This is a genomic window from Acinetobacter sp. WC-323 (assembly GCF_000314615.1).
GTDB lineage: Bacteria > Pseudomonadota > Gammaproteobacteria > Pseudomonadales > Moraxellaceae > Acinetobacter > Acinetobacter courvalinii.
The window spans coordinates 43,960-70,130 of sequence record NZ_AMZS01000061.1 but is presented as its reverse complement, the minus strand read 5'-3'; the positions used below and the strand labels follow the sequence as shown (position 1 = coordinate 70,130).

Annotated in this window: 22 protein-coding genes and 3 pseudogenes; 10 read left to right on the top strand and 15 right to left on the bottom strand. The window is 39.6% G+C overall.

Annotated elements, in window-relative coordinates; translation table 11 throughout:
- Positions 1–17: 17 nt before the first annotated feature.
- From ACINWC323_RS03000 to ACINWC323_RS03015, 4 genes are all read right to left on the bottom strand, one after another.
- Positions 18–1,430, bottom strand: a complete 1,413-nt coding sequence (locus ACINWC323_RS03000; protein ID WP_371873703.1) for a M48 family metalloprotease — start codon at positions 1,428–1,430, stop codon at positions 18–20.
- 155 nt (positions 1,431–1,585) lie between these two features.
- Positions 1,586–2,173 (bottom strand): 1-acyl-sn-glycerol-3-phosphate acyltransferase, encoded by a 588-nt coding sequence (locus tag ACINWC323_RS03005; RefSeq protein ID WP_005231431.1) that lies wholly within the window; start codon positions 2,171–2,173, stop codon positions 1,586–1,588.
- 111 nt (positions 2,174–2,284) lie between these two features.
- On the bottom strand, positions 2,285–3,250 hold the full coding sequence (locus tag ACINWC323_RS03010) for a 2-hydroxyacid dehydrogenase (RefSeq protein WP_009514939.1): 966 nt from the start codon (positions 3,248–3,250) through the stop codon (positions 2,285–2,287).
- A gap of 16 nt (positions 3,251–3,266) precedes the next feature.
- Entirely contained in the window at positions 3,267–3,914 is a 648-nt protein-coding gene (locus tag ACINWC323_RS03015; protein WP_032881695.1) for a hypothetical protein, read from the bottom strand.
- Between the two features lie 284 nt (positions 3,915–4,198).
- Here ACINWC323_RS03015 and ACINWC323_RS03020 point away from each other — a divergent pair, with 284 nt between their 5' ends.
- Positions 4,199–5,299, top strand: a complete 1,101-nt coding sequence (locus ACINWC323_RS03020) for an MBL fold metallo-hydrolase (protein WP_009514889.1) — start codon at positions 4,199–4,201, stop codon at positions 5,297–5,299.
- Positions 5,300–5,462: 163 nt separating this feature from the next.
- Here the strand turns inward: ACINWC323_RS03020 and ACINWC323_RS03025 are convergent, their stop codons facing one another.
- Entirely contained in the window at positions 5,463–6,059 is a 597-nt protein-coding gene (locus ACINWC323_RS03025; RefSeq protein ID WP_009514883.1) for an NAD(P)H-dependent oxidoreductase, read from the bottom strand.
- Between the two features lie 97 nt (positions 6,060–6,156).
- On the opposite strand from ACINWC323_RS03025, the gene ACINWC323_RS03030 reads away from it, so the two are divergent.
- A complete protein-coding gene (locus ACINWC323_RS03030) occupies positions 6,157–7,062 on the top strand; it encodes a LysR family transcriptional regulator (RefSeq protein WP_009514872.1) in 906 nt (301 codons plus the stop codon).
- Between the two features lie 72 nt (positions 7,063–7,134).
- Here the strand turns inward: ACINWC323_RS03030 and ACINWC323_RS03035 are convergent, their stop codons facing one another.
- On the bottom strand, positions 7,135–8,433 hold the full coding sequence (locus ACINWC323_RS03035; RefSeq protein ID WP_009514906.1) for a Y-family DNA polymerase: 1,299 nt from the start codon (positions 8,431–8,433) through the stop codon (positions 7,135–7,137).
- A 4-nt stretch (positions 8,434–8,437) separates the two neighbouring features.
- Positions 8,438–9,049, bottom strand: coding sequence for a LexA family protein (locus tag ACINWC323_RS03040; RefSeq protein WP_009514869.1), 612 nt, complete (start codon positions 9,047–9,049; stop codon positions 8,438–8,440).
- 291 nt (positions 9,050–9,340) lie between these two features.
- Here ACINWC323_RS03040 and ACINWC323_RS03045 point away from each other — a divergent pair, with 291 nt between their 5' ends.
- On the top strand, positions 9,341–9,571 hold the full coding sequence (locus tag ACINWC323_RS03045) for a hypothetical protein (protein WP_009514860.1): 231 nt from the start codon (positions 9,341–9,343) through the stop codon (positions 9,569–9,571).
- Between the two features lie 216 nt (positions 9,572–9,787).
- On the opposite strand, the gene ACINWC323_RS03050 is transcribed toward ACINWC323_RS03045, so the two are convergent.
- The 7 genes and pseudogenes from ACINWC323_RS03050 to ACINWC323_RS03075 all read right to left on the bottom strand — a co-directional run.
- Entirely contained in the window at positions 9,788–10,015 is a 228-nt protein-coding gene (locus ACINWC323_RS03050; protein ID WP_032881702.1) for a hypothetical protein, read from the bottom strand.
- 321 nt (positions 10,016–10,336) lie between these two features.
- Positions 10,337–10,630, bottom strand: a complete 294-nt coding sequence (locus ACINWC323_RS03055; RefSeq protein WP_009514858.1) for a hypothetical protein — start codon at positions 10,628–10,630, stop codon at positions 10,337–10,339.
- 351 nt (positions 10,631–10,981) lie between these two features.
- Positions 10,982–11,434 (bottom strand): hypothetical protein, encoded by a 453-nt coding sequence (locus ACINWC323_RS03060; RefSeq protein WP_009514891.1) that lies wholly within the window; start codon positions 11,432–11,434, stop codon positions 10,982–10,984.
- A gap of 939 nt (positions 11,435–12,373) precedes the next feature.
- Complete coding sequence (locus ACINWC323_RS03065; protein ID WP_005231455.1) at positions 12,374–12,583, bottom strand: hypothetical protein; 210 nt, start codon at positions 12,581–12,583, stop codon at positions 12,374–12,376.
- A gap of 52 nt (positions 12,584–12,635) precedes the next feature.
- Positions 12,636–12,802, bottom strand: a pseudogene (locus ACINWC323_RS20430) (LysE family translocator); the annotation flags it as partial.
- A 441-nt stretch (positions 12,803–13,243) separates the two neighbouring features.
- The gene (locus ACINWC323_RS03070; RefSeq protein ID WP_009514960.1) at positions 13,244–14,188 is read right to left on the bottom strand and encodes a DUF4424 family protein; all 945 of its coding nucleotides are present in this window, start codon (positions 14,186–14,188) and stop codon (positions 13,244–13,246) included.
- 247 nt (positions 14,189–14,435) lie between these two features.
- Positions 14,436–14,906 (bottom strand): annotated as a pseudogene (locus ACINWC323_RS03075) (OprD family outer membrane porin); the annotation flags it as partial.
- Positions 14,907–14,910: 4 nt separating this feature from the next.
- Here ACINWC323_RS03075 and ACINWC323_RS20075 point away from each other — a divergent pair.
- From ACINWC323_RS20075 to ACINWC323_RS03085, 3 genes and pseudogenes are all read left to right on the top strand, one after another.
- Positions 14,911–15,034, top strand: a pseudogene (locus ACINWC323_RS20075) (p-hydroxycinnamoyl CoA hydratase/lyase); the annotation flags it as partial.
- 37 nt (positions 15,035–15,071) lie between these two features.
- Complete coding sequence (locus ACINWC323_RS03080; RefSeq protein ID WP_009514894.1) at positions 15,072–16,523, top strand: aldehyde dehydrogenase; 1,452 nt, start codon at positions 15,072–15,074, stop codon at positions 16,521–16,523.
- Between the two features lie 898 nt (positions 16,524–17,421).
- Positions 17,422–18,120 (top strand): DUF1826 domain-containing protein, encoded by a 699-nt coding sequence (locus ACINWC323_RS03085; protein ID WP_009514879.1) that lies wholly within the window; start codon positions 17,422–17,424, stop codon positions 18,118–18,120.
- Between the two features lie 58 nt (positions 18,121–18,178).
- Here ACINWC323_RS03085 and cas3f read toward each other — a convergent pair whose 3' ends face one another.
- Positions 18,179–21,418 (bottom strand): type I-F CRISPR-associated helicase Cas3f, encoded by a 3,240-nt coding sequence (gene cas3f, locus ACINWC323_RS03090; RefSeq protein ID WP_032881690.1) that lies wholly within the window; start codon positions 21,416–21,418, stop codon positions 18,179–18,181.
- 999 nt (positions 21,419–22,417) lie between these two features.
- Between cas3f and ACINWC323_RS03095 the strand changes: the two genes are divergently transcribed.
- Genes ACINWC323_RS03095 through ACINWC323_RS03110 form a run of 4 tightly spaced genes read left to right on the top strand, consistent with a single transcriptional unit; the run spans position 22,418 to position 26,167 of the window.
- Positions 22,418–23,584 carry a hypothetical protein gene (locus ACINWC323_RS03095; protein ID WP_009514895.1) on the top strand — a complete coding sequence of 389 codons (1,167 nt, stop codon included), beginning with the start codon at positions 22,418–22,420 and terminating at the stop codon, positions 23,582–23,584.
- Positions 23,581–24,465, top strand: a complete 885-nt coding sequence (gene csy2, locus ACINWC323_RS03100) for a type I-F CRISPR-associated protein Csy2 (protein WP_009514914.1) — start codon at positions 23,581–23,583, stop codon at positions 24,463–24,465. Before ACINWC323_RS03095 ends, csy2 begins: the two co-directional genes overlap by 4 nt.
- A gap of 29 nt (positions 24,466–24,494) precedes the next feature.
- Positions 24,495–25,556, top strand: coding sequence for a type I-F CRISPR-associated protein Csy3 (gene csy3, locus ACINWC323_RS03105; RefSeq protein ID WP_009514887.1), 1,062 nt, complete (start codon positions 24,495–24,497; stop codon positions 25,554–25,556).
- A gap of 2 nt (positions 25,557–25,558) precedes the next feature.
- Positions 25,559–26,167, top strand: coding sequence for a type I-F CRISPR-associated endoribonuclease Cas6/Csy4 (locus tag ACINWC323_RS03110; protein ID WP_009514880.1), 609 nt, complete (start codon positions 25,559–25,561; stop codon positions 26,165–26,167).
- Positions 26,168–26,171 lie beyond the last annotated feature (4 nt).

Sequence of the window (26,171 nt, the reverse complement as noted above, 5' to 3'; positions counted from 1 at the left end):
TGGGGTCTTAGCTGGTTTTAGATTTTCATACGCCGTTCATCTTGCATCTGTTTTAGGCGCGAGTCAATTTTGGCTGACATAGCCAGATTTCCTTTTGCCAAGCGCTGGGCATGCAGCATCGATTTAATCGCATTTTCCTCATATCCCGACCAATACTCGGCTTCTGCACGATAGCACAGCACATTAATTGCCTGCAGCGAAGAACTCTTATCCAGATTAGTAGCACGCTGCAATAATTGCCAGCCTTCAATATCTCTTTGGTTCTTATGAATAAAGCGTTGTACCAAAGCTTGTGCCTGCGCGACCTGTCCTTGACGAATCAACACCTCTGCCAGTTTATAAGACAATGCCCGGTTTTCAGGCATGGTTCTTTGTACTGAAACGATACTATTACTGGCCTGCTCTATTTTATTTTGCCCCAGATAAATATCCGTCTGGATCAAGGGAATCAGCACATGATTTTTTAATCTTGTTTTAACCAGATCCAGATTTTCCTGAGCCTGCGTATAATCACCGCGCTCTAAATAGAATTTGCTGAGTGCAAGTTGTGCTGCAGTATTGTTCTGGTTGGCCAGTGCCTGTAACTGGATTTCTGTCGCCTGATTAGACACAACCAAGGTATAGAGTTTTAGAATTTCAAAATCGAGATCGTAAATCTTTGATTTAACTTTCGGCAGTTGATTCGCCCGCAATCGTGCTTCGCTCATACGCTCAGTGGTTAAAGGATGGGTAAACCAAAAGTCTGGTAAAAAGCTAACCCGACTGGTCGCACGATGCATGGTTTCAAAATAGTCCGCCATACTTTGCGGATTATAGCCAGCAGCATACATAAACTGCATACCGATACGATCTGCTTCACGTTCCTGATTACGACTATAACTCAACTGCTTGTCCATCAATGCAGCTTGAGTTCCCAGCATGACCGCCGAACCCGCATTGCTATCTGCCTGAGAGGCAATGGCGGCACCGACAAGAATCCCCGCCAATGCCAGTAAGCCCTGCCCTTTAAATGCTTCTTGTGAACGGCTGTAGTGTCGTTGTGCCACATGCGCGATCTCATGCGCCATAACGCCCGCAATTTCATCCAGATTTTTTGCTGAGGTAATCAGACCGGTGTTTAAGGCAAATAAGCCACCCGGTACTGCAAAAGCGTTAATCTGAGGATCTTTTACAATCACCAGTCCAATCGGCTGGCCCAGTTGAGTCTGGCTTAAAATACCTGAGAAAACTTGTAAAAACTGATCTTCCAGCCATGCATCCTGCACGGTTGGCATTTGACGATGGACTTCACGATACACCTTTTCGCCAATAAATTTTTCTTTTTGCTGGTCGAGTAAACCGATACCGCTGCCAATTTCAGGTACTTCCGTTTGCCCAGCCGTCACTGTCGGCAAAAACACCTCTGTATGACTCAATTGAGTTGTGGCCAGTAAGCCACATGCAAGCAGCAACGATCTCAAGGGGTTTCTCTATGATTTTAATAAAGAAATTTAATATAGCACTGAAAAAAGGAGAAATTTGCAACAATGTGTTATAAAAGGCAGAAAAATCCTGCCTTATTTTATGATTTTTGCAAGCAACTTATTTATTCCGCTGTCATATAACGCTGGTCTACACTGAATTTTTCCGGAAATTTACCTTGAATTCCAGCATAAAAAGCCATGATTTCCGCCATGTCTTTTTCATAATCCCCTGTTGGATAAACAATTTTTCCTACCCCGGTCTTTTTCTTGGCATAGTCCATATAAGCCAAAGCAATCGGCACGCCTGCAGTCGTCGCTACATGATAGAAACCGGTTTTCCATTGTTCCTGTTTTGCTCGTGTTCCTTCAGGGGTCACCAGCATCACCAATTTAGGATGTGTCTTAAACAGATTACTCATGAGCTGAACCATACTTGGACGCTCCTGACCTTGCTGCTTAACACGACGGTCAATCCCGATTCCACCCATCGCACGTACAAAAGGACCAAAGGGTAATTTCATATAACTGTCTTTAATGGTGATACGTACATTAACCCCTAAGGCTTTTAGGGCCAGACGTGCATAAAGCGCATCCCAGTTGCTGGTGTGCGGAGCTGCAATCATGACACATTGATCAATATTCAGATCCCAATGATTGTCAATTTCCCAGCCCATTAATCCTAAACTTTGTTCAGCTAATTTCTCAAACACCAGACACCCCAAGACGAAGTCACAAAGGGCGCAAGTGTAGCAATATCCATCAATTTAGAAAGATCGTCCAGTACAATAATCCAGCGATCAAATGCTCAGCATTGTAAGCAATTATTCGAATTTCGGATTGACCAGATAACGTGGCGTACGGCCTTCTAAAGCCTCAATCAGGTTTTGATAAGCAAGATTCACCATCTTCTTGCGTGTCTCTGCGGTTGCCGAACCCAGATGCGGGACAGTCACGGCATTAGGTAAGTCGAATAAAGGAGAAGTTTGCAAAGGTTCTTTGGTATAAACATCCAGACCCGCTGCAAAGATTTTGTTTTGCTGCAAGGCCTCGATCAATGCATTTTCATCGACCACTGAACCACGGGCAATATTGACGAATACTGCATGTTTCTGCATTAAATCGAACTGTTCCGCACCTATCAGGGCTTTAGATTCGGTATTTAAATCAACCGCAACCACAATAAAATCCGACTGTTGTAACAGTTGATCGAGCTCGCGATATTGCGCATTGAAAGCTTGTGCAACTTCAATTTTTTCACGGCGATTATGGTAAAGGATATTCATATTGAAACCATAAAAGCCGCGACGGGCAATGGCAGCCCCAATATTTCCCAAACCAATAATACCGAGGGTTTTACCAAAAACATCGACACCAAACTGTTCAGTCGATACGGTCCTTTTCCATTGGCCCTGTTTGGTCCATGCATCCAGATACGGAATTTGACGTGCCGCACTGAGCAATAAAGTAAAAGCAAGGTCTGCCGTGGTTTCAGTCAATACATGCGGTGTATTCGCCAGCCAGATTTTTTTCTGATTCAGATAATCGACATCATAGTTGTCGTAGCCTACCGAAACGGTAGAAATCACTTTGAGTTTTTGTGCGGGTGCCAGATTACTTTCATTGAGTAAGCGCCCTGCGCCAATCATGGCCTCGGCATCAGCCACTTCTGTTCGGATTTGTTCATTAATATCACCAAGCTTGGGATTCAGTACCACTACCTGATAATCTTGCTGTAACTGTGCGATAACATCCTGATCGATCTGGCTAAATACAACGACTTTCTTCATTATTAAATTCCGCTCTTTATTGCATGAGCTGCCACAACCGTCTTTTCAGTAAAGGTTGAGCCAGCATTTCTTCCAAACTCGCTAAATGTAATATATTAGAATGCTGGATAAAGTCCAGTTGACCTAAGCATAATATTTTTTTACCAGTGGCGGTTGCATCCAGAAAGCCTTGAATATATGAAGACAGTCCTCGACTTTCCTGAAAAGCCGCCAGAGGAAATGGCCATTTCAGCTCGGCATATTGTCCCAGTCTGGCCTTTTGAATATTTTGCCATAACTGGCGCTGTGCATCGTTAAGCTGACTGCTTTCCAATAAAATGGCGCAGTTTTCCAGAACATACATTTGCAATTCAAATGCCTGGATCTGGGTGCTAACAACGATCTGTTCTTTTTCAACGACCGCTTCTTTAACCACAGGTTCTGCAACGACTTCTGCCTGTTGAGGACGTTCAATTTCAGTAACCAGCGCTGTCTGGACAGCTTTGACCTCAACATCTTGAACCACTGGCGCAGGCTCAAATACCGGTGCAGGGACTTGTTGAAGCTCTTCAAGCACCTGGTCCCGCCACAGGCTGGACGCAGTATTTTTTTGACATACGACTTCCCTAGGAATCCAGACATCTATTCCTAAACTTGCCAATATGTTTCTCTGCTGCCCGATCATGCTACCTACTCGTCGTCTCTACTTACAGTCATTTTCGATCCTGTAATGTGCGCTAGTCTAACACAAACCTACCCTGTCTAAATGGCTTCCTTTTGCTCAATCACATTTCTTCTCATGCCATAGACCGCCAGATAAAAAGAACCGGTTTGATGCCTTGAAGCAAGGCTTCAATCAGAATAGGCCATCGTTCATTCATCGGTTTTCAAGTCTATTTCATCATTTTGTCGCTTTGACTTTTTATTACTGTCGTATCGAATGCTCAAATGAAATGGTTGACTGCATTTATGCTTATTGTTTTTGCCATTGCTGTGATGCTGCTTATTGTGAGCAGTTTTATTTATACGCAACACCCCTTATTTGGTAAAAGTCCCACTGGCGAACGTTTACAATTAATCAAAAACTCTCCCAACTATCGGCAAGGACAATTCCGCAATCTGATTGAAAAGTCAGGTATGAGTGAAGGTTGCAGCATGGTTGTAGAACTCTACAAAACGTTTATTCAGACCATTCCCCATCGCAATCCAATTGATCCGATTCCTTCGATTAAGACCAATCTAAAAACACTGAATCCCCAACATGATGTCATGGTCTGGTTTGGACATTCCTCGGTATTTATGCAGCTGCAGGGTAAAAAACTCCTGATTGATCCGGTCATGAGCGGCAAAGCCTCGCCTTTTCCATGGGGCACACGTGCCTATAAAGGAACCGATATTTATCAGGTTGAAGATTTACCCGATATTGATTATTTACTGATCTCACATGATCACTATGATCATCTGGACTACGATACCATTATCAAACTCAAAGATAAGGTCAAATACGTGATTACCGGTTTAGGGGTTGGAGAACATTTTGAGTATTGGGGCTATCCCAAAGAAAAGCTGATCGAGAGAGATTGGGGTGACCGGATCGAATTTGATGAGGGTATTTGTATTATCACTGAAACTACGCATCACGACTCAAGGCGGGCCTTTGAGGGCGGTAAAAATCTATGGGTATCATTTATAATCCAGTCACCGAATAACAAGATTTTCTATACCGGAGATGGCGGTTATGGTCAGCATTTTACAGCGATCGGCAAAAAATATGGTCCCTTTGATTGGGCCTTGATGGAAAATGGACAATATGATGCAGCCTGGCGTTCTGTACATTGTCATCCGGATGAAGTCGCTCAAGCAACTGAAGAGCTGAATGCACGCAATATGCTTCCAGTACATCATTCCAAATTTAGCTTAGCCAAACATGCATGGAATGAACCGATTATCCGTATTTCCGAATATTCAAGAACTCGCAATTATCGCCTTGCCACGCCAATGATTGGTGAACTGGTTGAACTTGATAACCAACAGCAAGTCTTTCAAGACTGGTGGAAAAATATCCGTTAATTTCATCAAGTCATCATGCTCTATTTCAATACGGTATTTTGATTCACCTCTAAAAGTTAAAGCCTGTTTTAGCCATTTGTGGATTTTTTTAGATAAAAAAAATCGGACAATAGTTGGAACATTGTCCGATTCTGCCAATAGGGCAGCAAGGGGTATAAAGCTTTTAAACAGCCATCTGTTGTGCTTTCAGACGTGCATTTTTCAAGGCATCAGTCTTTAATGCCGAAATATCCAGTCCTTCCGCATAGACAAAATCAACCTCATGAATGCCCATTAGGCCCAAGACTGAACGTAGGTAAGGTGTCACCGCATCGGTTGGCTGTCCCACGTGAATACCGCCACGGCTACTCATGACAATCGCTTTTACGCCTTCTACCAAGCCTTGTGGATAGGTTTCGGTATAACGGAAGGTATGACGGGCACGCGCTACCAGATCAAACCAGTTTTTTAATTGGGTTGGTACATTCAGGTTGTACATTGGCGCACCAATCAACAATAAGTCTGCCGCTTTAAGCTCTGCTATCAGCTCATCTGATAGTTGCACGATCTGCTGAATCGTGGCACTGACATTTTCGGCACCACGCAGAGCATGGAAAATCTCAGCATCCAGTACAGGTAAGTTCAGTGTGGTCAGATCACGGATGATGACTTCATCCTGTACACCATTTTCTATACGCTGTTTCAAAAATGCATCGATCAAATGGCTGGTTTGTGAATGATCGCCCATAATACTTGACTTCAACACTAACACTTTTGCCATGTTTGTTCTCCATATCTTGATGAAGCTATCTTACTCTTAATTTTACTCGCCAGTCGTGATACTATTTCAGTCAATTGATTCCAAAAATTCTACAATAATGCAGACTGAACTAAATTCCATTGCGATCTTTGTGGCAGTAGTCGAAGCAGGCAGCTTTAGCAAGGCCGCCGAACAACTGCATCTCACCCGCTCCGCAATAAGTAAAAGTATTGCCCGTCTAGAACAACGTTTAGGTGTCAATTTATTTAAACGCACTACCCGCACCCTGAGCTTAACAGCGGAAGGCACATTATTTTATGAACATGGTCAGCGTGCGCTTGCCGAGATAAACAGTGCTGAAAGCTTGTTAGATCAAGGTAAAATCACGGCAACGGGCCTGTTAAGAATCTCAGCTCCAGTGCTGTTTGGACAGCTTTATGTTGCCCCACTCATGGCAGGTTTTGCACAACAGCATGCCGATTTACAGATTGAACTGTCGGCTAATGACCGGACAGTTGACCTAGTTGAAGAGGGTTTTGATCTGGCCATCCGTATTGGAAATCTGCCTGACAGTCATCAACTGGTGGCCAGAAAACTAGGCATGCATCGGATGTTACTGTGCAGCACACCTGAATATCTTCAACGATCAGGGCCTGTCAAGGCTCTGGAAGATTTACAGCTCCACACAACTATTGCCTACGCCTCCTCAGGACATCTGCAAAAATGGCAATTACAGGATGAACAGCGACAGCAATATACGGTCAAACCGAAAGCTAAATTTATGCTGAATGACATGCAAGCAATCAAGGATACGGTGTTATCGCATTATGGTATCGCATGGTTACCGGACTGGCTCATCCATAAAGAACTGCAAGAGGGTTGTTTAGTTCAGATATTGGCAGAATTTACCAGTGTCCATTTTCCGATTCACGTGGTCTGGCCTGCTTTAGCCTATATGCCGCTTAAGACGCGTTTGGCGATTGATCATGTGGTGGCGGCTTTGCCTCAACAACTGAAAGCTTAAAACCTATGGCCATTCAAAAGCGTTTTACCAATGCAGCTGGCTAATGAAGGTGATCGATATCGCAAGGTCGATTCACATGACTTTCAGAAGCTCATCCCAGCGGGTTAAATAACTCGGAGATTTATGGTTCTGAGTCATACGCCATGTCCGTCCATGCGGCGTAATCAAACGTCCTAAAGTCATGGCGTCCCGACCAAATTTCTGATTGATTTCATCAAAGGCCTGTGAGAGATGACGACGGGCAACCAGTTCATCTGTGTCATGGAATAAATCGACGGCATGACTATGTTGCGGAATAATATCCAGCAAGATGACTTCGGCTTTTTTATAGCGATGTCCTGCCTGATAAATCCGATCCAGACCTTGCTGGACTGCTTTCATAATCTCCAGACGGTCATCACTATAATCCGCCAGATATACCACGGTAAAAGGACGGTAATAAGTTTCTTGATTAAAACGATTGGTACGAATCCCGACCCCGACCGCTTTACAGAGTAAGTTTTGTTGACGTAAACGCTCCACCGCCCGCAAGGTAAATTCAGTTAATGCTCCGCTTAGGCTATTTTTATCTTCAATCGGCTGCCCAAAAGAACGGCTACTCAATACTTGCTGACGGTCGGCTATCACGTCTTCAATCTGCAGGCAGGCCAGACCCTGCAACTCCTTTACGGTATTTTCCATCAGTACAGAAAAATATTTTCCCATCATCTTTGGGTCAGCCTGTAGCAAGTCCAGCACCGAGTAGACTCCCATTTTTTCCAGACGTTGCCGGATCTTTCGTCCGACACCCCACACTTCTCCTACCGGCATGTGTTGCAGCAGGTCTTCAATCACACATGGGTCTTCTGCAACGATATTACAGACACTATTAAAACAGGCATAGGTTTTGGCCAGATTATTGGCAAGCTTGGCCTGCGTTTTGGAATAACCAATCCCAATACAACACGGCATTCCCAACCATTGTTTTACGGTCCGTAGAATCTGTTGAGCATATTCATTTAAATCATAGCTGTGCTGATAAGCTGTCAATTCTAGAAAGCACTCATCAATCGAATAAATTTCCTGCTCGCATGGATCTACAAAGTTACCCAATATATTCATAAAACGGCGCGACATTTCCGCATACAAGGCATAATTACTTGAAAAGACTTCAACCTGATGTCGGCGAATAATCTCCTCAATCTGAAACACTGGCGCAGCCATCTTGATCCCGAGTTTTTTGGCCTCATAAGAACGCGAAACCACACAACCATCGTTATTGGACAGCACCACAACAGGACGATTTTCCAGTTTTGGATTGAATACCCGCTCACAACTGACATAACAGTTATTCACATCAATCAAGGCAAAAATACGTTGTGGAGGACTCATCCGCTTATCTCATCGGTTTCAGGTTATAAGTCACTACACCCCAGATCAGCAGCTCTTGCCCTTCTGTAATATAAATATCCTGATAATCAGGATTCTCGGCCTTTAGCCAGACTTTTGGCGGGCTAAAGTGATGGTCAACCATTAAACGCTTCACGGTAAAATCATTGTCGATCAAGGCAATCACAATATCACCCGATTTGGCAGACAAACTACGATCGACCACCAGCGGATCATCAATATCAATGCCTGCATCCAGCATTGACAGAGAGTTTGCCTTAACGATAAAGGTAGAATTTTCATTACGAATTAAAAACTGATTTAAATCGAGTGCTTGTTCAATATGGTCTTGGGCAGGCGATGGAAATCCGGCGGCAACACGTTCCGTGGCAAGTGGAATATGGTAAATTCGATCATTATTGGCCTGTACATTTTGTATTTTCAGCGAGGGCGTCAAATCAGAGCGTGTTCCGGTTTTGACATTATTCAGTAACCAGTTTTTGATGAAATCAACCTGAGACTCCGGTACACGGATCACCTTGGTCGGCTCACTGAACTGTGACTTACGCCCAGCATTGATTCTAGCCCCACCATGCTCAAATTCCGTTTTTTTGGACATATCTCCCCCTTAGCCAACTCTAAAATGCGTTCAAATAATTTAACTTGAAAAAGTTACAAATTCAAGTTGACGCCTCATTAATTTTGCATAACAATAAATCGTATAGATCAGATTTTGGCTTGTTTAACTAAGACAAGGATGTAAAACAAACCAAATTCATATTTTAAATCAATGATTTAAATCTTTTAAAATTCTTTTTAAGAAATTAAGTTATTGATCTGCTTCATGAATATATCTGATTACCCGGCAGTTAGGTTTTATTCAAGTATTTTTGATGTGGAGACATGAAAAATGAACAATCAACGTGATGCTATTTTAGGTTATGCAGACGAACAACATGCTTACTTTATTCGTCTAATTGAGAACAATACCGTGCTTGGCAATAGCTATGGACTGTTTTGTGAAAGTCCTGACAGTGAAAATGCAGAGCATATTATGACCACACTTTTCCTGAAGAAATCCTTCTGGTTAAATGGCTCAGAATTTAACGATATCGTAAAAGGTCTTAATCCAATTACCTGACCAATCCACACCAGAAGATAATGTTTATGTTAGACAAGGCCTAGACTTCTCATCCTAGTTAGTCGGCTATTTAAATTACCTCCCAACCCTAGCAGCAAATATTGATACGATAAAAATAGCCATGAAAAACGATAAATCTTCATGATGAGCAACAACACAACCCACTTATTTCAAGATGATAAGTGGGTTTTTTAGATGAGATGATACGGACGTTATTTAAACAAATCGTTGATCATCCACGGGTGCAACCAGTTTATAAATTTTTCCATCTGCTTCATTTTCAAACAGCCAATCAATATTCGGATGAATAATATGTCCCTCAACCTCAATATGTTCTACCCGCTTAAAAAACGGTATATCCTGATCTTCGAGATCATTTAACTGGGCCACGACAATAGACTCATTTTCTTCTTGATCTTTTACAATGACTGTAATTTTATCAATCTTATCCATAACAGTTCTCCCAATAATCTTGTTCATAGGACTATGGGAAATTTTCTATAAATTGTCGATCAAATGGTTGTAACAAGAGTTATAAGTATTATAGTTTTATTTTTTAAACTGCTAACTTATTGAAATTAACACCAAAATCAGCTTTTCCGTTAATCTTGAGTTAACTGTCGAGTTACAATGCACAGCATAAACGTTTCAAAATAATTCCACGCATGTCGGGCATTTAATGGGTAAAGATTGACTTGAATAGCCTGCTTCCCCTCACTGTGACACACAGACAATGTAGACTCCCCTTCACGGAATAGCAAACAACTATTTACTTGCCACAATTTCGGCTACATTTTTAACTTTGGCTTTTTCTACCGGTAATTGTTGCTGACTTTGTTGTGCATCTTTTTTTAACTCAAGATACTCTCGTGCATCCTCTCTGCGATGAATTCCACCTAGCTTTAAAGCTTGGGTGCCTACTTCCTCGTTGATGTCAGCTTTTTTTACCGATTGCTTAATCAGCGATTCTTTGCCTTTATCACTCGATGCTGTAGCAATCGCAACAGGTTCTGAACTCGGTAATTGCGCATCAGCAGCACACGTCAAAGTTGATGCCATAAAAACAATCCCCAAACATAGCGTCTTTTTCATTCTCAAGCCCCATCGATTTTTAATTTTAGTGATGAATATTATCATGTTATGTTGCATTGAATGGCATAAAATTTAGCCGAATATTTTACGCCACCGAAAGCCTGCACATTGTGCTTTTCACACTCTGGTGTTGCCTTTTACCCCTCATTAGCAAAGCCATACTTTAGCTGAATGATGACCAAGAACAATCCAAAAATTTTCCAACTCGTTTTTGTTATTTTAGATTTTTACTTAAGCCTATTATTTGTATAGGATTTTCTAGGAAACCCGATAGGTGGAGCACTCTACTTAAACAGAGCTACACTTTATCCAATAAAATCAAATATTCTTGATTTCGTCTGCAAAATCATCACTTCTAAAATATGAAATGATTCTTTCACCGCTATGCTGGTTACGTATATCTAGCACCACATTTGGATCACTTTGAAAGGTAAATTCAGGCGGGATATCGGTATGCAATGGCGCTAAGCGTTTCACCCCGCCTTCAGTAATTCTTTCGATAAATCCCGCCAGCCATAACACAAATTCGTCCTTATGCTTATAGCTCGGGATCAAACTAATGTCCAAACTCATGCGTCTATCTTTTACAGGTTCTTCAAATCCTTCAACAAAATCAATATAGTTATAGATTAACTTAAGATCTGTATCGACAAGTTCCTTACGGATTTGCTTGATAATCAGGTTCAAACAATCTTGTTTATTATCCGTAAACCGATCATTTTCCTTAAATTTCCTATATATATTTTCAGATATTCGTAAATATTGAGGCATTTCTATTTCCTTTAAGATGCAACCTACTATTCTTATTTTGAAATAAGAACCATTTTTACTTTGTAAGGATTGATAATTTACATGTAACTAGTGTAATTTTTGTGCAACATAGACATCATTGTTTACATTCTGGTTATTTGTCTTTTATCTGCTTTTTAATTTGATCTGGCTCAGCATAATTCTAAAACGATTATTCAGCTGACTGAAAAACTTAAACTTTCTACTTTTTTGTCCTTATCTAAGCATTGCCTCTAGCTAAAAGATTTTATTCATCTTAGCGTACACATTAAATCCTTGTTATTTAATATTCTTTTAATACAACAAGAATTTCATTTACCTTTCCAATATAAGCTCTTTAACGGTTTAATTTATATAATATTGAAACATCAATTTTTACCACAGCGACATTCACCAAAAATTTTATAAACAAATTTTGCAGGTGCATCTGCCGGATAAACTTGCGTGCTTTTGTAATAAAATATAATACTCTGATCTAGAATGGTCAGAATATTTTTCTAATTTTTAATATCACTCCTTTTCTAAATATTTTTCTAATATTTCCCGCCTGTATATCATACTGGCAGAAGTACACAATTTGTCCTGACCTCAGGGTGTCGGGATAAAACCTTTTATACTTCCCGCAAGCTTTACAAATCTATGTAATCATTAAAAAGCTCCACAAATTAAGAATTATTATTATATAAATATATATATTAAAAAGATAACACCTAAACCACTTTAATTTAACAGTTAATGTATTTATTCAAAAATAATGATTTCAACATCTATACTTATTAAAAATATCAGCAATCAATATTTTATTATTTAAATTTCAGCTTCAAAACACTTTTAAAAAAATTAATTTTGACAGAAAAAATCCCATCATCTTATGATCATGGGACTTTTATACCGTCGAACAGATAAACCCTTGAATAAGGCTTAAAGTTCCTCTATAAATCGATAGATACGACCATCTTTGGGATTCTCATATAGAAGTTCCATATTAGGCAGCAGGATCTCGCCTTCAATTTCAATATGCTCTATTCTTTTGAATAACGGAATTTCCTGCTCATTTGCCTTCCGAATTAAGGCAAGGGCTATATTTTCAGCCTCAAACTGATCCTTTACTTTGATTTTTATATTGTTCATCAAATAACTCCATTTTAAAATTGGAAAAACAGCTAAATAAATTAGAAAATATCATTGCCAAATAAGCTAAAGGCATTGCAAAAAAGGTTAAAATAAAAGCAGCTATTCGTTGCAATTTTTATTGATTTAACCAAACGATTTTATTAGAAATCAATATAGCTTCAAAAGCAATCCATAAAAAGGCATTGCAGTAATCCCTATCAAAAATATTCCTCTGTAATTAAAATAATGATTCAGGATCAACGTTACTATACGTAAAAAGACCAATCCCAATAATAGTAAATAATACTTTATCTATTTGTTGGACTAGCTGTAAACACAATCCTTGCACTCAACTCCATAAATAAAATGACGCCATAAGCAAATTCCTTTGCTAAGTTTGCAAGCGAATATCGCAAATAAATATAAAGTTTGTCGATAAAAGGGTTGTAACGAAAAATGTAGATATCTTTTAAAATATTAAAAAACAAAAGGTTATAAAATAAAAATAATAAATTAAAACTTTATGCAATCGAAAAAATATGTGATAAACATCACAATTACAAAATAGCAAAGGTATATATCCCAATTTTATTTCATCCAATTGTTTGATTAATGAAGAAAATTATCCTTATACAATAACCTTCCCCTACTTCACCCGGTATTTTATCCACTAAAAACCTATTTCACGCTCACAAAAATGATATCCAGGTCCTGTGCTGGAATAAAGTTATGCTTGACCATCTGGAACTGGGTTGGGCTGATCTTTTCAACTTTGCCATTCCAACAGAAAGACACCAGCTCGTTATGATCACGCTCAATTGTCAATTTAAATTTTTCTATCGGTTTAGCCCAGTTTGCACCTGTAGTCAGGATATAGCTCAAGGCACTAAACGGTGAATGTTCTGCACTGGCTTTTTTCAAGCCCTGTTTAAATGATTTATCCATACAAAATTGCTGGTTATATTCATCTGGATAGAGCGCGACAGAACCACCGACCAAAGGTTTATATGCATGATAGATTTTAGTCACACTATCGGCTTTAAAGGTCTGCTTCCAGCTATAGATCACTTGAGATGACCACGGGATCACATCATCTTTATTGAAGCCCGCCAGAATTTTCTGTATCTGTGGCTGCTTACATTGTCTCAATTTATCTTGATAATATTCATCATCATCGTTATTTCTAGCCCAAGGATTGAGCATATCTGCCTGACTAAAGCCACATTGTTGAAATACCTCGGTGGCATCTATCAGCGGCGACTTATCATCCCTTTGAATAAAGGTACGTACATGCCTTTCAGGTTTTATATGTTGACCATCGACAATAACCTTAAAACTTTTTAACAATGCTTCGGTATGGGCAAAATCCGCTTCAAAGAAATTATCAATGCGCGGTAAGGGAAATAACACGGTTTCAGTAATATCGTGCTTACTTAAATTTTTATAAACATAATCAACCTTGATCAGCTTTTTGCTAATAAATAAGTCTTCACTTTGCATCGCTATCTGCGCGTTTTTAAGATACTGAATGCCGCCTGTTCCAACATAGCCCGTAGAATCATTGGCTAGACTATAAGTTGATGATGAAGCTAAACAGACCAAAACCACTGCAATTTTTTTCATTTTTAACTGCTCTTACGGAACTTGTTATTATGAGATTTTCATTTATTAGAAATCATAGCGGTTGTAGCGCCACAATGTGAAATTTTTATTGGGGTGGATGAAGGAAAAGCATTGCTCTAGAGCAAATGTATAATCCAGCTTAAAAAACATAAAGTATTGAAAATATAGAACTGTGTTCACTTTTTCATTTTAATCTGCTATCAACCAGCTTTTTTAGTTTAAAAAACCGGTTGATAGTATTTACTGTTTAAAACTTAAAGCTATAGTCAATATTCAAGCGTGTTTCATTGGCAGCATGGAAAGTCATATTGGTTGGCATATCGTTGCGATAGTGAGAAAACCGAGCCCGCATACCTAAGCCTTTTAACTTGCCTTCTTGAATTTTATAGCCCAAATCAAATTCCATCGACTCTTCTTTAAAACGCTGGTCGCCATATTGCAACAGATCAATGTCTTCCCCTTTCGCATATCGGGTCATAAAACGTAGCCCATTTAAGGAAACATCGCCTAGTCGCGCATTTTTAAAGTCATATTCATAACGAACTGAATAGACTTTTTCGTCTTTATTTGAATAGTCAGAGCTCATAAAATCAAGCACCACGGGACTTTCAGTTCCCGACAAAAATGGCAGACCAGTCGAGCCAAATGACTGCATATAGCCCAAAGAAACTGTATGGTTTTGATAGTTCAAACCAAATAAGCCACTAATATGGCGGTTATAGGCCAAGCTCGACCAATGCATCCATCGTGATACAAAAATTAGCTGCCACCAAGAAGATTTAAAAACAATTTTTAGACGAAAAATCAATTAAAACGAGTTTACAGAGCTATAAACGTACTGGTTAACTTTTGATTCTTTAATGGCAATGTAAGGACACAACCCATGCAAAATGTACAGTTACTTATTCACGGTCAATCTGTGGATGCATCAAGTCAGGCAACTTTTGAGCGTATTAGTCCTATTGATGGATCAGTGGCAACCAAAGCTGCTGCTGCGACACTGGACGATGTTGATCGTGCCATTGATTCGGCACAGCAAGCGTTTAAAGTTTGGTCGAAGCTCTCACCAACCGAACGCCGTTTACGTTTATTAAACGCTGCCGATTTAATGGACCAGAAAACCGAGCAATTCATTGAAACAGCAATGCAAGAAACCGGTTCAACTGCGACATGGTATGGGTTTAACGTTCGCCTTGCTGCCAACATGTTACGTGAAGCTGCAGCCATGACCACACAAATAGATGGAAGCCTGATTCCATCAGATGTGCCGGGCAATCTTGCCATGGGTGTGCGAGTTCCTTGTGGTGTGATTGTAGGGATTGCACCTTGGAACGCCCCTGTCATCTTGGCCACCCGTGCGCTTGCCATGCCTTTGGCGTGTGGAAATACGGTGGTATTAAAAGCATCGGAAGCCTGTCCAGCAACGCATCGTCTGATTGGTGAAGTGTTACATGAAGCAGGTCTTGGTGAAGGTGTGGTGAATGTAATTACGCATGCCGCTGAAGATGCACCACAAATCGTGGAGCGTTTAGTGTCGCATCCGGCTGTAAAACGGATTAATTTTACTGGTTCAACCAAAGTCGGAAAAATTATTGCCGAGACTGCTGCCAAATATTTAAAACCTGTTTTACTTGAATTGGGTGGTAAAGCACCAGTTGTGGTTTTAAATGATGCAGATATTAATGAAGCCGTAAATGCTGTGGCTTTCGGGGCATTTTTCAATCAGGGACAAATTTGTATGTCGACCGAACGTGTTTTGGTTCAAGACAATATTGCTGACCAATTTATTGAAAAACTAATTGAAAAAACCCGCTCGATTCAGGCAGGTAATCCAACTTTAAAAGACAATGTACTCGGTGTTTTAGAAAGTCGCCGTGCTGCAAACCGTATTCAGCATTTGCTGGAAGATGCACAAAACAAAGGTGCTGACTTACCTTTAGGCATTCATATTGAAGACACCACCATGCAACCGACGCTGGTACTCAATATTAAACCTGACATGCTGCTTTACCGTGAAGAATCATTTGGACCTGTATGCACAGTTCAGCGTTTTTCAAGCATTGAAGAAGGTGTAGCATTGGCAAATGACAGCGAGTTCGGCCTTTCTTCGGCAGTGTTTAGCCAAAATATTTCGCAGGCATTAGAAGTCGCTCAACAGATTGATTCGGGTATTTGTCATATTAACGGTGCAACCGTACATGATGAAGCTCAAATGCCATTTGGTGGAACCAAATCAAGCGGTTATGGACGGTTTGGTAGTAAAGCTTCTATTGTCGAGTTCACCGATTTACGCTGGATTACCATTCAAACCCAATCACGTCATTACCCGATTTAGTCGGACGAATGCGAATACCAATATATTCAATAAAAATTGCATGATAAAAAAAGCGCAGTGATGCGCTTTCTATAGAATGAAAGCAATGCAAATGAATGCCACTCAATCCCAAGAAAGTAAACGGTTGGTAAAGTTAGAGCTATACCATATTTTATTGCACGGAAAGCCTAATGCCATCAGAGCCAACGAGATAGCAAAGTAACTTGATACACGTCCAGTGCGGAATCACTGCCAAAGTAAGTCATTACAGTCTCAGGCTAGAAATACAAAAATGTCCAAGCAGAAAAAGTTCTCAACCATCCTACTGGTGATTGTATGCATCGCGGTAGTGTATTGGGGTGGCGTAATTCTATTTAGGGGTCATATCTTCCTAACCCCAGCTGGAGCAGATGGAGAACCACATAAGTTCAACTTTATAGTCAACTTGTGGCTCGGCTTATCATTTATGGGAGTGATAATCAGCCAACTGGTGATGAAGGCAAAGAAACCATAGAGGTTGCCCGCTTTTACCGTAACAGAGTTTGGAAGTATAAGGACCTTATTTCAGACATCCCATTCTGAAATATAAGGAGACCATTTTTGGAAGAAAATTTAGGTTAGCTCAGCTACTTCTTAAAGAGACGGGTACATTGGCTCAGGTCCACAAACGGATTAACCTTGCACTTTGCCCTTACCCACTCATTGCCCATTACAATGACCAAGATAATCCTGAAAAATCTGAAAACTTTAGCTGTAAATAGCATTCTATAAAATCAAGAAGAGAGCTTATTTAAGCTCTTTTTTTATTTTCCAAGAATTATGTCCATGAACAAAGATTAACTCGCTGTGAAAGAGCTAAATTAAAAATTTTCAAAAACTCAGTGTATATTACTGCGAATGGTTTCTTTTTACTGCTGATATGAACAATATATTTTCTGATCACAAGCAAGTCGGTGTGGTGTCTACTTTCTCTGAACTGATTAACACTCATTTTCAAGGAGAAATGAATGCGCTTTGCTGGCATAGAAATCCGGTTGGAGATTTTAAAGAAATCGTGACTCAGCTTCAGTTAAAAGAAAATGTTACCGAAATTTCGGCAGAAGACCTTTTGGTACTACACCTTTCGGAACAAGGAAACCTAGCTAGAGCAGTGATCTTGCAAGATATACAGTTATTGACTGATCTTGGCGCCTTACCTACTCTTAATTTAATTCAAAGTTACCAACGCGATGACGAACTGGATTTCATTTCAACAGATGTCTATTCCTATCATGTCGATCGGTCGCCCATCGCAACGGATACATTTTTATGTACCTATCATGGTGCTGCTAGCGAAATCCTGCCCAATGATCAGGCACAACAAAAGGTTTTAATTCCAGAAATCAGAGAACAGCTCAGAAAATTACATGATGGACCAGAAACTGAATTTGAACACTTCTTGCAAGAATACTTTTTTGATTTGCATTATCAAGCCCAACCTGATGCTCAACCTGTCAATTTAGGGATCGGACATCTTTGGCGCTTGGCCGTAGATCACCCAACCCAACAGGTCTTGCCTTGTGTTCATCGCGCGCCAATTGAAAAAGAAGGCGAATATCGGTTGCTGTTGATTTGTTAAGATAAAACCATGTGATATTTAACAAATTTCTCCTTATGCCTAGATGAAAATTTTATATTTAACTTTTTTGCATCACCCCAAAGCCATAATCATAAGACCAAGTCGGCACTTCATCTCTACTATAAGGGGTCAAAGATATACGGCAGCCTTGCTCAATGGCAATATGGTACTCTTCACAATAATCTTGCATGTATTGTGGATCGAGAGCTAACCATGCTTGTGGTTTAGCAGGAATTTCTTCGAATTCGACTTGATCCCATACCAAACCATATTTTGGATATTTTAAAGTTTTCGTCGCCTTCTCATCTAAACCATAAACTTGCTTTTTAACAACTAAGCTATCAGTCCACTCAAACCTATAGGTTTCTTGATAATTACGTTCACGTAAAGGCGTTAAATTATAAATATTCTCTGTCATGATGCTTGCATCTACATCCGACCGAGAAAATAATTGCTCTCCTTGATCATTAAAATAATTCTGACAAAAACTTCCTATTTGTTGGTCATCATATTTTGCAAACAAACAGTTTACTTGATCAAAACGTAGTCGAGCATTAATGACTAATTGAGATTGATGATCCCACGGTAAAAGTTCACTTAAATCTTGAGGTGAATATGTTGATATATCTGATGAACCATACCCTTCATAACCAGGATATACAAATACTGGTTTACGCTGTTTACTGTGTTGCTTAAGTCTTTCAATATCACGTTGTTCACAATAACGATAATTCCACTGCGGAATCATAACATTAGGTTGCTGTATTTTTTCTAATCGATGACGATTAACACGACCTGCTGTTTGTACAATGGATTGCACACTTGATGCATCAATAATCGCCCAATCAAAATCATGATCTCGCCCGACTTCTTCCACTGGTGTTGCAATCACAATAAATGGATTATTTAGAGAATTAGATTTTTGAATGAGATCAATCATTTCATTATCTTGCTCAATCTGCTCATTACCCGTTTTTCTTTTTTTATTATCTTTATGACGTGTTAAAAGCTGATCTAAACGTTGCTCTTTATAAAATCTTGAAATAAGCCAATCATTCGCATGATAACAAGCGACATTTGCCTCAGGTAAATGATCTGATAAAAATTGGGCAAGTCGAATCGCATGTTTAATATTGGCAACCCGTATAAGTCCCAAAGAAATTTTCTTTTCGGTCTTTTTAAAACGCCATGCATGCGCTTGATGAAGTTGCTTTACTGCTTCTAATACTGACTGTTTCCACGATAAAACTGTCGTTTCAGGTAATGAAAGCAACTGAGCCAGTCGATGAGTAGGCTTAGAGAGCAAGTGAACTTGTAAATCATCTAAATGCTTCTGGTAGTTTGTATTAAATTCAGATTTTTGATTTGATCGTTCTAACCAGATTTGTGGTTTAAGTTCATTATCAATAATCGCAATGATTGATTTTTTCTCATTTCCATACAGAGCCGCCCGCATCTGCATACCCGATTCAAAAGCCCGATGAATTGTTTTGGCAACGGTCAGTGATAAGGTTGCCGACGAACAAATCACGTTCCGCCCATACAAAGCAGCGAGCTGAACTAAACGCAACACGGCAATCAATGCCTTAGGTTCATAGCCATCCACTTCATCTAAAATCAGGTCACTACTCATTATTCTGAGTAATGCTTTAACGTGATGTCCTTGTCGATGTGGTTCACCCGCTGCAATCAGATAATCAATGGTTGACACCAGTAATGGTGAAGCAAGAATGGTTGTTTCCTTTTGACCTAAAGCTTTACGTCCATTTTTTTCAACCGTAAATAATGAATGCAACCATTCAGGTAATTCACAGTCCTCGCCCCAAGCATCAAACATAGGCTCAGGATGATTTTCATCTTCATCAACGAATTCAATTTTCTCTTTACTTTGATCGAATAAATTCTGAGTAACAGTATCACCAATAATCACGGCGATTTCATCTTCAGATAAATTCATTGAGGTTTTAAGTGCATGCCCAGTCTGCAAAGTTAGAGAACGCAAATTAAGCGCAATCGCCAGTCTTGGATCATCTGGTCGTAAAGTACAGGCGGCGCGCAAATTCATACGGGTTTTACCGCTTCCCGTCCCTGCAATATTAAATACCAGTGCCGGTGTTTCAGGATGTTTCTGTATATTTTTTTGCAAGGCATTTGCTGCGATATTTTGCCATTGGAACCGCGGGTGACTTGTTGGCTGGCAAATGTACTCAACTGTTTGTTCAGATAGACCAGATAAACTCAAATCAGTCATCATTTGAACGGCGATGCGTGAAGCCCGGTCTCCGACTTGGTGTAAATGCCATTCTAGTGGTTGATCTGGTAATTTGGCTTTCTTGTCTTGATCTATAGTTTTAAGCTTGGTATTGGCAAATAACAATATATTTTCAGGCTTTTGCAAAGAATATTGCTGGGCCGAGACAATATGATCGGCATGAATCAGCGCTGCTCGTGAATGTAGTGCTAAGGCTTTCCAATACAAAAGCTGGTCTGTTTTTTGTTTTGGTATTAATGCAGTTAAACGCTGCATACGTTTTTGATGGCTTTTAAAAATAGAGTCTGGTAACTCACCGGCACAGCTCATTTGCTCACGACTTGGAACTAATGTACGGACATGATTTTCATAGTGAGGTAATGCGAGTGGATCATTTTTTAAAGCTTCTTCCACGCCTAATAAGCCATGATGTGTCACAATCAAATAATCGACTGCTTCTAATTCATTTTGGATTCCCTGTTCAATTTCCTGCCGATCACCTAAAGTAAATTTATCTAAACCTTTACCTAAATTCTTCCAGGCAAGTTGCCAGTCCCATCCATTTTTTCTGAGTTGTTGCAATAATTTTAGAGACAGCCATTCATGTCGAATGTCATCTCTAATTTTTTGTCCTGCCATTTCTGGACTTAATTTGTTCTGAAAATGTTGTGAAGCCTTACCAATATCATGCATATCCCCTGCTGCACCTGCCAGCAAGCTACTTGCTTTGACCCATACATCTAGCATCAATAACTTTTGCTGTTTTTTGGTCGATGCAACTGGATATGTACCGTCATGGGCAAATTTATGTTTTGCGCCTACCACCCATGCCAGCCTCATTCTTCGCACACCAAAATTAATGTAGGCAGCTACTGCAGTTTGTCGGGTGGCTACTTTTTTGAGTGCGCTACGAATTTCTTTTAGGCCGTCCATGGTCATGGGTGCTTGCCAAGACGAATGTCCTGTACGAATCGCATAGCTATCCAAGATCGCTCGAGTTTTCTTTAACGCTCTTTTTTCACAAGCTGATATGAGAATAACGTGCATAGTTTATTGTTAAAGTTTAAATATCATAAAAATATAATCTTTTGTTTTAAAAAGAGAAAGTTTTAATGAAAGGATATTGTGCTAGAGCGACATCTTATGTCGTTTTAAAAATATATTTTAGCTTATCTGTACTTAACAAATAGTTGCAAGCAGTTACCGCTATTTCTGTATAATCTTTTTTGTCTGCTACTGTATAAGTAGTTGAGAAATTAATTCTTAGAGTCCAATTCTTAGAATGATTATTTGCCATCGTTTAGATGGATTATCAACTTTAAAAAAGAACCTTAATACTTAGGTGTCATTTCTTGCTTATACCAAAATTAATCCCTTAATACTTAGAGCCCGTTTAATACTTTAATTTTTAAAAATAAAAATTGACATTTTAAAACTATTCAACAATACTCACAATGTAAATGGTCATAAAAAAAGCAGATATTCAGCCTAGGAAACTTCATATCTGCCCTGTCCATTTCCACAGTGTTCAATTACTACGGAGGACTATCCAAATGATAGCACAACATTTCAAAATTTTGTCACGCCCTGTTGCTGCTCAGCAAAGCATAGATCTACTTTCAATCATTATGATTTGTGGGGAGTAAGAGCTATGTCTAAATACATTATCAATCAAAATGTTCAAGCAAATGGCAATTATGAAGTTCACAACCTGACAACAGGTTGCTCTTTTATGCCCTACCCTCGAAATAGAGTAGATTTAGGTGAACATTTGAATTGCTTTAGCGCTGTTTTAACAGCAAAACGAAGATGGCCTAATGCTCGAATCAACGGATGTTATTACTGCTGTAATGCATGTCATACCAGCTAGAACTCTATTTAAAGCCGATATTTATGAATAATGTCGGCTTTACTTAAATTAATTACCAGTCACTTTAATGTGCAAAACACTTGGCGACAATTTATGACGCTAATTGTTTCTTCAACACTTTCATTTTTTAAATAATCTGTTAAAAATTGGCTAGATAACAAAAACGGGGGAAGACAATGCCTGAACCACAAACAGATATTTTTATAAATGCCTTAGAAGAATCAGTGCACTTTAGTTTAAAAACGATTAACTCCAATATTGAGAAAGGTGGGATTCGTTTAAGTAAACAACAAGCACTTGATTTACCCTATCTCAGTGCACGAACTTTATTAAATGAAGACTTCCTGATTCCCACGGACTATCAGGCAAATGCAGGCAAAACGGCTTCTATCTTTAAAGTCGTTAAAGCTGCCATGATTAATGATGATATCAGTTCAGAAGAAGCTGAGTTTCAACATCAGGTAGAACAGCTCAAGCCATCCATTTCATCTTTTTTTAATGAGCCGTATCAAGCCGGTACAGAAAACATTGATATACGTATGCGCCAGCTTTTAATTCCAAAAAATGGTGAATATGTTTCAGTGAGTCCACTTACTGCTGCTGGTGTAAATTATCTGGTGAACCAGGAAGTTGATACTGTAAATGAATTACGCAAAGAAAAAGACAGCGAGTTTAACCGTATTCAAACGGCTGTTTTTGGTATAGGTGGAGCTAATCCACAAAATGTCGGAAGCCTAGTGCGTTCAATGCAACGCCCTATTACAGTTGATGCTCCTCAAGCAAGTGAAAAAGTACGTCAAGCATTAGCAATTTTCTATAACGGATTCACCATAAGGCTATCCCGCAAGATAAAACTGCTTCATGGAACTAAACGGGCAAAAGAAGCGATTAAAGAGTGGTCAGAAATTTTAAATCGCCAGCTTATTATCACCGCGACCAATACCATTCAAAATTGGCATGACCTCGAGATTTTCGCTCCTTCGACCAATCGAGATGTACGAGATCAGGAAGTTATTTTCCTGAATATCCTTGCTAAAGATGTATTAAGACAGGCGACTTTTCAAAAAAATATTTTAGAAGAGGCTGAATCAATTTTACCAAGCATGGAAGAAATTGAACGCCCTTCATTCTGGGTTCATCCGAGTCTTTCATTTGTTTTACAAGGTTTAATTGATCCAAAGCTGAGAGATGACCAATGGAGAATTAAGTTCTCTGATTATCTTGCTAGAAAAATTACCAATGAAACCTTTGATATCGAAATCAATAATGAAACTATAACGATTAGCCTAGATAGCAATGCTGAAGGTTATATCGCCCGTCGTTTACGGGAGATTATTCGATGAGTCGTTATGTCGTTATTCCTCGTATGCGAGTACAAAATGCAAATATGCAAAGTAATGGCCTGTTATTAGGCGGTGTACCTTTATTTGCAGCCAATATGTTTGCACATCATTTGGCAAGACAATTAGGCACTCAAGAACAAGGTATTATTTATATTCATCATGACCAACAGCGTTTAGGCGGGCAAGCCTATGGCCGCTTTACGCCTGCTCAACGTCGTGGTGCCGTGTTTATCGGTAAAAAGGACTATTCTTCTAAAAATAAATATGCGTTGTCTTTACAACCAACTGCATCTTGTCATTTAGAGTTTAGCCTTGTGATTAAATTTAGTAGCTCTCGGATTAGTCCAGAAAAACTAACAAACATACTTAAACGTAGCCGTTTTGCTGGCGGACAAATTATCGAGTTTTTAGACATTAGCACCCATGCTGAAAATGAATTAGAAGCAGCCCTAAAGAAAATCAAAACTGGATTTGCCATTTTAGATCGACAAGATTTGCTTGTTGAGTATCAGCAACGTAAACAAATTAATCGAGTTCAGGCCTTTACCCAACTCCTGGCATTAAAAGCAGATGCGCTTAGAGCTTTCTTTAATGACCCAAATTTAAGTTGGATATCGGCAACTAATTTAGGGTACGCCCTGCTTGAGCCACTTACAGACCAACGAGCTGGTATTCGCCAAGCACAAGATCAGGAAACGACAGCACATGCCTATGCAGAACCACTTACAGGCATTGTTCAGTATTTTTCTTTAGGCGAGATTCTAAGGAAAAATACTGAGGCTGAGGATGACACTTGGCATAACTTGCAAAAACTATTGTGGGCCTACCACTGGCCGCAAGACGACATTTTTCTTTTAAAACAAAATTGCGTTAATGCATAAATTATTTTTGAACATAAGGAATTTTTCACATGACAATTTTTAAGAAATTACCGGGTAGCCTTTCTTTACAACGCGGTACAGTGGTCAGTGATGGCGCATTTTTTAACTTATTTGAAGATGGCAAACAAGAGCCTTTACACGTGATGTATCACGGTATTCGAGGGACTCAAAATGTCGCAGGGAATAAAGAAAAAGGTGCAGCAACAGGTAATTCACTTGCTCGTGAAGTCACCAATATTCAGTTGACTGAATCTGCAAAATTACAACCTAAAGCCAAACTTTTGGTGAAATGGGACTTCCGTTTTATTGATTTAAGCTATGTGCTGTTTGCAAGTGCTTCTAAAGCGGGTGCTGACAAAAGCGAAGAATATAATTTCCGCCAAGCTTTCTTAAATTTTGTAAATCGCGCCAAAGAAAGCGATGGACTAAAAGAAGTTGTACGTCGTTATGTACGTAATATCGTGAATGGCCGTTGGTTATGGCGTAATCGTATTGTCGCTGAAAGCATTACCATTCAAGTGACTGCTCAGGACCACCCTGAAACATTGAGTTTTGATGCCCTTTCCTACAACCTCAAGAGTTTTGATCAACCGTCTGAACAAGAACAAAAACTAGCAGATATTTTGTTAAAAGGAATTACAGGTGAATCAACAAGTGCTGCCTTGCATATCGAAGCGATTGTTGACTTTGGAATGGGTGGTGTAGAAGTTTTCCCATCTCAAAATTACTTAGAAGATAAACCAAAAGGTTTCTCTCGATCTCTATATCAATTAACACCGAAAAGACCAGACCACAAAGCCAATGACAACCAATATCTTGGTCAAGCTGCATTACGGGACCAAAAAATCGGAAATGCGCTAAGAACAATTGATACCTGGTATCCACAGTTTAAAGAAAACGATGAAAAGCCAATTGCAGTAGAGCCTAACGGTGCAAACCTAGAAGGTCAGATTTTCTATCGTGTGGGTAAAGATAAAGTTTCTGCATTCGATATTTTAAAAGAAATTGATGAGCTTGACCCAAACAGCGAAAAAGGTATGTTCCTGATTGCATGTTTAATTCGTGGTGGCGTGTACTCTGAGGGTGAATAATCATGGATGCCAATTATTATCTGGATATCCGTGTTCTTGAGTCATCAGATGATACGGATTTAAAACTGGGCCATATTCGTAATCAAATTTACACCGTGATTCATGGTGCATTTCGAAAACTACCTGCGCATTACGCGCTTGCGTTGGAGATATCCGATAAATTGAAAGCGAAGCAGGAACAGTTTGAAAAAAAACATGGTCGTTCAGCTAAACCTAACTTTGATATTTTGCGAATTTTTGCAGAAAAACAGGAGGAGTTAGATGGGTTAATCGAGGCAATTAAAGGACACTGGAAAATTCGCGACTATACCGTTTTAGGTTCCGCAATTGCTGTTCCTGCTGCCAAAATTTCTGGTTGGAAAAGTTATCGAAAGTTTCGTATTCCAACTCGGAAAGCTGAACGCACAAAGCTTTCTCATCAAAATGAACCTTTAAGAGATAGACGCTTAAAAACTGCGAAAGGAATGCCCTTCTTTCAGGTGGTCAGCAGTACAGGTCATGGTTTTACAGTGATTATTGATGTGCAGGACAGCGAAAATGCGGGATACGGCTTACCAGACAGTTATGGCCTTGCCCGTAAGGAAAGTCCCTTTGCTCTTCCCGTCTTTTAAGGAA

Coding starts and splice junctions, on each gene's coding strand:
- ACINWC323_RS03085 (WP_009514879.1), top strand. CDS start 17,422: ATGAACAATATATTTTCTGATCACAAGCAAGTCGGTGTGGTGTCTACT.
- ACINWC323_RS03095 (WP_009514895.1), top strand. CDS start 22,418: ATGCCTGAACCACAAACAGATATTTTTATAAATGCCTTAGAAGAATCA.
- csy2 (WP_009514914.1), top strand. CDS start 23,581: ATGAGTCGTTATGTCGTTATTCCTCGTATGCGAGTACAAAATGCAAAT.
- ACINWC323_RS03030 (WP_009514872.1), top strand. CDS start 6,157: ATGCAGACTGAACTAAATTCCATTGCGATCTTTGTGGCAGTAGTCGAA.
- csy3 (WP_009514887.1), top strand. CDS start 24,495: ATGACAATTTTTAAGAAATTACCGGGTAGCCTTTCTTTACAACGCGGT.
- ACINWC323_RS03060 (WP_009514891.1), bottom strand. CDS start 11,434: ATGCCTCAATATTTACGAATATCTGAAAATATATATAGGAAATTTAAG.
- ACINWC323_RS03040 (WP_009514869.1), bottom strand. CDS start 9,049: ATGTCCAAAAAAACGGAATTTGAGCATGGTGGGGCTAGAATCAATGCT.
- ACINWC323_RS03010 (WP_009514939.1), bottom strand. CDS start 3,250: ATGAAGAAAGTCGTTGTATTTAGCCAGATCGATCAGGATGTTATCGCA.
- cas3f (WP_032881690.1), bottom strand. CDS start 21,418: ATGCACGTTATTCTCATATCAGCTTGTGAAAAAAGAGCGTTAAAGAAA.
- ACINWC323_RS03045 (WP_009514860.1), top strand. CDS start 9,341: ATGAACAATCAACGTGATGCTATTTTAGGTTATGCAGACGAACAACAT.
- ACINWC323_RS03080 (WP_009514894.1), top strand. CDS start 15,072: ATGCAAAATGTACAGTTACTTATTCACGGTCAATCTGTGGATGCATCA.
- ACINWC323_RS03110 (WP_009514880.1), top strand. CDS start 25,559: ATGGATGCCAATTATTATCTGGATATCCGTGTTCTTGAGTCATCAGAT.
- ACINWC323_RS03070 (WP_009514960.1), bottom strand. CDS start 14,188: ATGAAAAAAATTGCAGTGGTTTTGGTCTGTTTAGCTTCATCATCAACT.
- ACINWC323_RS03035 (WP_009514906.1), bottom strand. CDS start 8,433: ATGAGTCCTCCACAACGTATTTTTGCCTTGATTGATGTGAATAACTGT.
- ACINWC323_RS03065 (WP_005231455.1), bottom strand. CDS start 12,583: ATGAACAATATAAAAATCAAAGTAAAGGATCAGTTTGAGGCTGAAAAT.
- ACINWC323_RS03055 (WP_009514858.1), bottom strand. CDS start 10,630: ATGGCATCAACTTTGACGTGTGCTGCTGATGCGCAATTACCGAGTTCA.
- ACINWC323_RS03025 (WP_009514883.1), bottom strand. CDS start 6,059: ATGGCAAAAGTGTTAGTGTTGAAGTCAAGTATTATGGGCGATCATTCA.
- ACINWC323_RS03015 (WP_032881695.1), bottom strand. CDS start 3,914: ATGATCGGGCAGCAGAGAAACATATTGGCAAGTTTAGGAATAGATGTC.
- ACINWC323_RS03020 (WP_009514889.1), top strand. CDS start 4,199: ATGCTTATTGTTTTTGCCATTGCTGTGATGCTGCTTATTGTGAGCAGT.